This is a genomic window from Alcanivorax sp. HI0044 (assembly GCF_001634945.1).
The window spans coordinates 1-613 of record NZ_LWEZ01001018.1; the positions used below are offsets into that span (position 1 = coordinate 1).

Genomic DNA, 613 nt, shown 5'->3' on the forward strand with positions numbered 1-613 from the left:
AACTCACGGGCCTCGCCCAATGGCTGCCTCTCGGTGATGATAAGGCGACCCTCGCCGCCTTCCTCGACAAACGCCAGGTCCGTCAGCTGCAGGCGAATCGAGGCGAAACGCGCAATCACCTGATGCATAGCACGCAGATCGGCGGCGGAAACCACGGCATACCCGAGCGCACCATGGGCTGACACCGAGGTGGCATTGGCAATATGCAGCCCGATCCAGGGCTGGCCAGTTAACGCCACGGCTCGGCGAATCAGCCGCGTCAGTTGTTCCTGGCTGAGGTAGCGGTGTTCGCTGAGCAGCTGCTGCCATTCCAGCCGGGTGCCGGCAAAAATATCCGCATCGGTAAACCCCTGCCCATGGAGGTGAGCACACAGCAACCGGCTATAGGTGGGGTGAATGGCCGGACGCAGCCGTTCAACCATGGATACCCCGTGTTCCTCCACCATCACATTTTTCACTACCGCCCTCGCTCCCGCTGGATGCCACCCAGCTTACTCTGAAACACACTGTTTAACCTGTCACTTTATGACGATTTATTGCCACCTCCTGCGGTGCTGCTACCCAGCACAGCGGCGCAATATGGCAGCAAGACATGAACTTGCACACAACAACG

1 protein-coding gene is annotated in these 613 nt (G+C 59.2%); it reads right to left on the minus strand.

Going from position 1 to position 613, the window contains the following annotated elements:
- On the minus strand, nucleotides 1-458 hold a 458-nt coding region (locus tag A3730_RS11980), incomplete at its 3' end, for an AraC family transcriptional regulator ligand-binding domain-containing protein (protein ID WP_231883943.1).
- Nucleotides 459-613: the final 155 nt, after the last annotated feature.